The sequence below is a fragment of the Komagataeibacter sp. FXV3 genome (assembly GCF_015155755.1).
GTDB lineage: Bacteria > Pseudomonadota > Alphaproteobacteria > Acetobacterales > Acetobacteraceae > Komagataeibacter.
The window spans coordinates 1-6,363 of the sequence record NZ_VWPI01000060.1; the positions used below are offsets into that span (position 1 = coordinate 1).

Annotated in this window: 6 protein-coding genes, 1 other RNA gene and 2 pseudogenes; 6 read left to right on the forward strand and 3 right to left on the reverse strand. The window is 64.5% G+C overall.

The features are described 5' to 3' along the window. Positions 1–250, reverse strand: a pseudogene (locus F1542_RS06100) (hypothetical protein); the annotation flags it as partial. 66 nt (positions 251–316) lie between these two features. Continuing rightward, positions 317–592, reverse strand: a complete 276-nt coding sequence (locus F1542_RS06105; RefSeq protein WP_010509284.1) for a DUF2312 domain-containing protein — start codon at positions 590–592, stop codon at positions 317–319. A 252-nt stretch (positions 593–844) separates the two neighbouring features. Between F1542_RS06105 and zwf the strand changes: the two genes are divergently transcribed. Next, positions 845–2,326 carry a glucose-6-phosphate dehydrogenase gene (gene zwf / locus F1542_RS06110; RefSeq protein ID WP_193732263.1) on the forward strand — a complete coding sequence of 494 codons (1,482 nt, stop codon included), beginning with the start codon at positions 845–847 and terminating at the stop codon, positions 2,324–2,326. Positions 2,327–2,333: 7 nt separating this feature from the next. Continuing rightward, positions 2,334–2,789 (forward strand): hypothetical protein, encoded by a 456-nt coding sequence (locus F1542_RS06115; protein ID WP_193732264.1) that lies wholly within the window; start codon positions 2,334–2,336, stop codon positions 2,787–2,789. Here F1542_RS06115 and F1542_RS06120 read toward each other — a convergent pair. Further along, the gene (locus tag F1542_RS06120) at positions 2,707–3,744 is read right to left on the reverse strand and encodes an alpha/beta hydrolase (RefSeq protein WP_193732265.1); all 1,038 of its coding nucleotides are present in this window, start codon (positions 3,742–3,744) and stop codon (positions 2,707–2,709) included. The two genes, F1542_RS06115 and F1542_RS06120, sit on opposite strands and share 83 nt — an antisense overlap. A 100-nt stretch (positions 3,745–3,844) precedes the next feature. On the opposite strand from F1542_RS06120, the gene rnpB reads away from it, so the two are divergent. From rnpB to F1542_RS06140, 4 genes and pseudogenes are all read left to right on the forward strand, one after another. Then, positions 3,845–4,253, forward strand: an RNA gene (gene rnpB / locus F1542_RS06125) — RNase P RNA component class A. Positions 4,254–4,587: 334 nt separating this feature from the next. Beyond that, positions 4,588–5,061 carry a division/cell wall cluster transcriptional repressor MraZ gene (mraZ, locus tag F1542_RS06130; RefSeq protein WP_193732266.1) on the forward strand — a complete coding sequence of 158 codons (474 nt, stop codon included), beginning with the start codon at positions 4,588–4,590 and terminating at the stop codon, positions 5,059–5,061. After that, positions 5,058–6,059, forward strand: coding sequence for a 16S rRNA (cytosine(1402)-N(4))-methyltransferase RsmH (rsmH, locus tag F1542_RS06135; protein WP_193732267.1), 1,002 nt, complete (start codon positions 5,058–5,060; stop codon positions 6,057–6,059). The genes mraZ and rsmH overlap by 4 nt, the downstream gene beginning before the upstream one ends. After that, a pseudogene (locus F1542_RS06140) lies at positions 6,056–6,363 on the forward strand (ABC transporter permease); the annotation flags it as partial. The gene rsmH and the pseudogene F1542_RS06140, both read left to right, overlap by 4 nt.

The following is a 6,363-nucleotide window of genomic DNA, read 5'->3' on the forward strand; positions in this document are numbered from 1 at the left end:
GGGCCACGATGTCCGGCAGGACATCACCGGCGGCGGGCGGCGCGGGGGCGGCCGCATGCTGGCCCATGGCGATGACACGCAGTTCCGCCTGCAGGTCATCAAGCTGTATGGCCAGGTTATCCAGCCGTCCCTTCACGCCAAAGACCGCGAAGGGCACCAGCAGCCACACCAGCGTAAACAGGATGCCGCCAATCAGAAGCACGGCCTGCGCCCACGCGGGCATCCATTCGGGAAAAAGGGACGACAGCATGTATCGTGCCACCTGAACTGAAGTTACCCGGCAATGCGGGCGGTTTTCCCCCGCACCGCCAGACCATTACATGCCCAGCGCGCGGCGGTAGATGTCAAGCAGGGTTTCCTGTTCTTCCACCTCGGCCGGTTCCTGCTTGCGCAGGCGGATGATCTGGCGGATCACCTTCACATCAAAACCGGCGGACTTCGCTTCGGTAAAGATATCCTTGATATCGCCAGCAAGGGCCTTGCGCTCTTCTTCCAGGCGTTCAACGCGTTCGATAATGCTGCGCAGGCGGTCGGCTGCGATACCGCCGACGGCGGCAGACTTGTCTTCCGCCTCGAAATTGTCAGCATTCATGGCAGGTGTCTCCAGATATCGTGATTGTGCCGTTCCGCGCCCATCAGCACACATGAAGGGAATGTCACTAGGCGACGGGGTGGAAGGGCGGGATTATCGCGCCGTCGCCCGATGGTCAATGCCAACTTGACAGCCCCGAGAGACGGGCCGTAATCGAAGCGGCAGCCCGTATGCAGCTTTTGCGGCATGCCCCAACCCCACGCATGCCCCCCGGCATGTCTGGCACATTATACAGGCAGGAGGCCAACTTCCATGGCACATCTTCCCCCCGTTGACACCTTTGACTACATCGTTTTCGGCGGGACAGGTGACCTGACCATGCGCAAGCTGCTGCCTGCGCTGTATCACCGTTACCGCGACGGGCAGATCCCCGATGATTCCCGCATCATCGGCACCGCGCGTTCCCCCCTGTCGCGCGCCGACTACCAGCAGCGCGCGCATGCGGCGCTGAACGAACACGTCAAGCCCGGGGCGCTGGATGATGCAACCGTGCAGCGTTTCCTGAACATGGTGCATTATGTCAGCCTGAACGGGGCGGAAACGGACAGCGACTGGCCCGCGCTTAAGGCCCTGCTGGACGCCGTGCCCGCCACCCGCATCCGGGTCTACTACCTTGCCACCTCCCCCGCGCTGTATGGGCAGATCTGTGAAAACCTGAATACGCAGGGACTGATTACCGGACAGTCGCGCGTGGTGCTGGAAAAACCCATCGGCACCGACCTTGCCAGTGCGGAGGCGATCAATGACAGCGTGGGCCGCCACTTCCACGAAAACCAGATTTTCCGCATTGACCACTACCTGGGCAAGGAAACGGTCCAGAACCTGATCGCGCTGCGTTTCGCCAACCCGGTGTTTGAACGGCTGTGGTCATGCGATGCGATCGATTACGTGCAGATCACCGCGGCCGAGACCGTGGGGGTTGAAGGGCGCGGCGCGTATTACGACCGGTCCGGCGCGCTGCGCGACATGATCCAGAACCACCTGCTGCAGGTGCTGTGCCTGGTGGCGATGGACCCGCCGGTCTCACTGGAAGCCGACAGCGTGCGCAATGAAAAGCTGAAGGTGCTGCACGCGCTCAAGCCCATCGCGGCCGATGACGTGGCGATCTATACCGCGCGTGGACAGTACATGCGCGGCACGATTGGCGACAGGACGGTCGGCAGCTACCTGGAGGACCTGGGCGAAGGGGTGACGAGCGAGACGGAAACCTTTGTCGCGCTGAAGACCGAAATCCTGACATGGCGGTGGGGCAACGTGCCGTTCTACCTGCGTTCGGGCAAGCGGATGGCGGAAAAGTCCAGCGAGATCGTGATCCAGTTCAAGTCGGCGCCCTGGTCGATCTTCGCCAACCGGCCCGAACCCAACCGCCTGATCATCCGCATCCAGCCCGATGAGGGGGTGATGCTGTCGGTTTCAACCAAGGACCCGACGCCAACCGACAGCCTTGCGCTGCGTCAGGCCGACATCAACATCGAATTCGAAAAGGCCTTCAACGTCCGCTATCCCGACGCGTATGAACGCCTGCTGCTGGATGTGGTGCGCGGGGACCCGATCCTGTTCATCCGGCGTGACGAAGTGGCCGCCGCATGGCGCTGGATCGACCCGATCGAACAGGGCTGGCGGGAAAACAAGGCCCCGCTGGAACCCTACGCCGCCGGCACATGGGGACCGGAAGGCGCGCGCAACCTGCTGTCCCAGTCCGGGCACCTGTGGCACGAGGACATGAAGAAATGACCCCCGCATGACCAAAGCCCCCGCATCCACACCGCCGCGCCTGACCCGCAGGCGCGCGCCCGTCAGCCTGAAACAGCGGATCGTGCGCCGGGTGCTGATGATCGTGCCCATGGCGGCCCTTGTCTTTCTGGTCGGCCGCATGGGCTGGCTGGATCAGGCGGCGGACAAGCTGACGTTTTCACGCACAAGCTGGTTTGACAACACCGCACTGGTCGAACATTTCCGCACCATCGTCACCCATAACGGCATGACATCGGATTCCAAGGACTGCCTGCTGTTCGTACTCAACGGTAACGACCCGCCGGACGCCACCCGCATTGACGTCATGGAAAAACATTCCGGCAAGTGCCCCGGGGACCGCAACACCCTGCCGCACCTGTTTACGCTGCAGATCGATCGGATTGACCAGACGGTACGGACGGACTGGCAGTCACCGGGGGTGTTCCACCCGCTGCCGCGCTGACCCCGCGCGCGCTACGCAGGGCGCGTTTCAGGGCATGGGCGCCATAGCGTATGGCCTCCCGCCCGGCGGGCAGGAAGGCGTAGAAGTTCAGGAACCCATGTACCGTGCCCCGCCATGTGCGGGTTTCGGCCTTGCTTCCGGCCTGCTGCATGGCGGCGGCATAGCCTGTCCCCTCGTCATGCAGCGGGTCGCATTGCGCAAGCCCGATCACCGCAGGCGCCAGTCCCGCCAGTGACGATGCATAGATCGGGGCCAGGCGCGGGTCGCGCAGGTCGGCGGGCGTGCGGACATACTGTTCGGCATACCATTCCATAAGTTTGGTCGACAGCATGTAGCCGCTGGCATAGGTCTGGCGCGACGGCACGTCACGTTCACCATACAGGGACGGGTAATACAGCAGTTGCATGGCCAGTTCCGGCCCGCCCCGGTCGCGCGCCATCTGCGCCAGCACGGCCGCCAGCGTGCCGCCCGCGCTGTCGCCCGCCACCGCGATGGGACCGCCCCAGCGGTGGGCTTCCCCCGCCAGCCACTGCAGCGCGGCCCAGCAGTCATCCACGGCAATGGGAAAATGGTTTTCAGGGGCAAGGCTGTAGGCAATGGACAGCACCGCCGCCCCCGACTGCCGCGCCAGCCGGCAGCAGATGCCGTGGTGGGAATTCAGCCCGCAATGCACATACCCGCCCCCATGCATGAACAGCACCACGCCATGCACCCGGCCATAGGGCACGTACAGCCGCGCGGACAGCATGCCACGACTGCCCGGCACGCGGCATGCGATGACGCGCCGCACCTGCAGCGATGACAGCGCCATGGGAAAACATGGGCGGTCCAGCTTCGCGCGCATGTCCTCCAGCGTATGGGGTTCATGCGCGCGGCGGGCGGCACGCAGCTTCATGCCCCCCAGCAGCAGGCGGGTCAGCAGGCCGGGGCGGGACACGGCGGCGGGGTCTGGCATGGGGCTTCTCCGGCGGGAACACGAACACGGACGGGCCGGGCGGCCCATATCCATCATTTATCGCTTGACGCCAGATGCATGCACCGCCAGTTTCCGCATGCCAGACGGTCGGACGGTCGCTGTCGCGTGGTCATACACGTGATGGAGGAAAGTCCGGGCTCCACGGAAAAACGGTGCCGGCTAACGGCCGGCGGGGGCGACCCCAGGGACAGTGCCACAGAAAACAGACCGCCCCCACGGCAATGCCCGTAGCAATACGGGCCGTGTTGGGGGCAAGGGTGAAACGGTGCGGTAAGAGCGCACCGCATGCATGGCAACATGGATGGCAGGGCAAACCCCACCGGGAGCAAGACCGAATAGGAACGGCGGATGGGCCGCAAGGCGCCATCAGGGGTTTCCGCCCCGTCGTTCGGGTTGGTCGCGCAAGGTGTGCCGCAAGGCCCATCGCAGAGGAATGACCGTCCCGCCCCATGGGCGGACAGAACCCGGCTTACAGACCGTCTGGCATCTTTTCCTATCCCGGGTGTGAAACGAGGTAAGCAACCCCCTTCACCCAGAGTTGTTTACAAGTATTAACACTAAAGAACAAAACATAAACATGTCACATTGCTGCCATATTGGCCCCGACTTTCCCCCTTTACCTGCAGGCGTGGGCTGCTGTGCTATAATAACTGCAGTTTTCAGCCATCTTTCCTACATCTTTAATTGACCACCCATGAAATCCCATGTTATCCCATGGCTATACCGGAACAAAGGGTGGCGGCCGGATTCCGGCGCTGTCGCCTAGCGGCCTGTCATTCATCCGGTTCCTGAAATTCATGCCAAGGGAGGGCATCGCGCAGCGTGAGTGTATTCCTGGGCACACACCAGAACCGGCTGGATGCAAAGGGACGGGTTTCCATTCCTTCCACATTCCGCGCCGCACTGCGTGCCCGGGCCAAATCGGGCGAGCCACTGGCCATACTGCGCCCGTCCCATCTGCATCCCTGCCTTGAGGCATGGCCCGCCGATGCTTTTGCCGCACTGACCCGCCCGCTGGATGAAATGGACATTTTTTCCGAAGACCACGACGACCTCGCCACCGCCCTGTACGCCGATGCCTATCCGTTCGAGGCCGACAAGGAAGGGCGCATCCTGCTGCCGGAATCGCTGCGGACCTATGCGGGGCTGACGGATCAGGTCACATTCATGGGACTGGGCCGCACCTTCCAGATCTGGGATCCGCAGGCGGCAGCCGACCGCCGCACCGCCGCACGTGAACGCGCCCGCCGCCTGACGGCGGGCCGGGGCACCCCCGCCACGGGCACGCCGTCATGAACGGCCCCTTCCCCCCGCACGATCCCGGCCATGTGCCCGTCATGCTGGCCGAGGTCATGGAATACCTCGCCCCGCATGATGGTGGCCGTTACGTGGACGGCACGTTTGGCGGTGGCGGCTATGCGCGCGCCATCCTTGCCGCCTGCGACTGCCAGCTGTGGGGCATCGACCGCGATCCCGCCGCCATTGCGCGCGGGCAGGCCCTTGCCCCCGCCTTCCCTGACGGCCATGGCGCGTCTCGGCTGCACCTGCTCCATGGCGGGTTTGCCGACATGGCGGATCTGCTGGCGGACGGTGGCATCACGCAGGTTGACGGCATCGTGCTGGACCTGGGCGTATCGTCCTACCAGATTGACGAGGCCGAGCGCGGCTTCTCCTTCCGCATGGACGGACCGCTGGACATGCGCATGAATGACACGGGGCCGACGGCGGCCGACGTGGTCAACACGCTGCCCGAAGCGGAACTGGCGGACATCATCTACCATTATGGCGAGGAACGGCTGTCACGCCGCGTCGCCCGCGCCATCGTGGCCGCCCGGGCGGAAGCCCCGCTGCTGCGCACGGCGCAGCTTGCGGATGTGGTGCGTTCGGTCGTGCGTCCCGACAAGTCGGGCATCGACCCCGCCACCCGCACGTTCCAGGGCCTGCGCATCCACGTCAATGACGAACTGGGCCAGATCAGCCGCGTGCTGGAAACCGCCCCCCGCCTGCTGGCGCCCGGCGGGCGGCTGGTTGTCGTATCGTTCCATTCGCTGGAGGACAGGCTGGTCAAGCAGGCGATGGCGCGCGCCGCGGGCCGCATGCCCGCCCCGTCCCGCCATGACCCGCGCGCCATGACCGCGCGCGCGGCCCCCACGGACTTTACGCTCCTGACCGGACGCCCCATCCGGCCGGGAGAGGACGAAACCCGCCGTAATCCACGTGCACGCAGCGCAAGACTGCGCGCGATGGAATGCATTGCCCCCTCATCCATTCCAGCATCGGAAACTGCCGAATGAGTCGGTTTGTCACGTTATTCTTCGCCGTGGTGGCCGCGGTCTCCGGCCTGTTCCTGTATAACAAGAAACAGCAGACGACCGCCCTGGACCACCAGATCGCACAGATCGTGGAGCAGACCGAACACGTACGTTCGCAAACGGCGATGCTGCGCGCCGAATGGGCCATGCTGAACCAGCCCGACCGCCTGGGCACGCTGGCCAGCCGGTATGACAAGGGGCTGCAACCCGTAACACCGGGCCAGTTCGTGCAGATGTCGGCCCTGGCATCCCACATGCCCGCACCCGGCAGCCCGCTGCACCATCC

Excerpts from the sequence above, each read along its gene's own strand:
- F1542_RS06105 (WP_010509284.1), bottom strand. The coding sequence starts at position 592 with ATGAATGCTGACAATTTCGAGGCGGAAGACAAGTCTGCCGCCGTCGGC.
- zwf (WP_193732263.1), top strand. The coding sequence starts at position 845 with ATGGCACATCTTCCCCCCGTTGACACCTTTGACTACATCGTTTTCGGC.
- F1542_RS06115 (WP_193732264.1), top strand. The coding sequence starts at position 2,334 with ATGACCAAAGCCCCCGCATCCACACCGCCGCGCCTGACCCGCAGGCGC.
- F1542_RS06120 (WP_193732265.1), bottom strand. The coding sequence starts at position 3,744 with ATGCCAGACCCCGCCGCCGTGTCCCGCCCCGGCCTGCTGACCCGCCTG.
- rsmH (WP_193732267.1), top strand. The coding sequence starts at position 5,058 with ATGAACGGCCCCTTCCCCCCGCACGATCCCGGCCATGTGCCCGTCATG.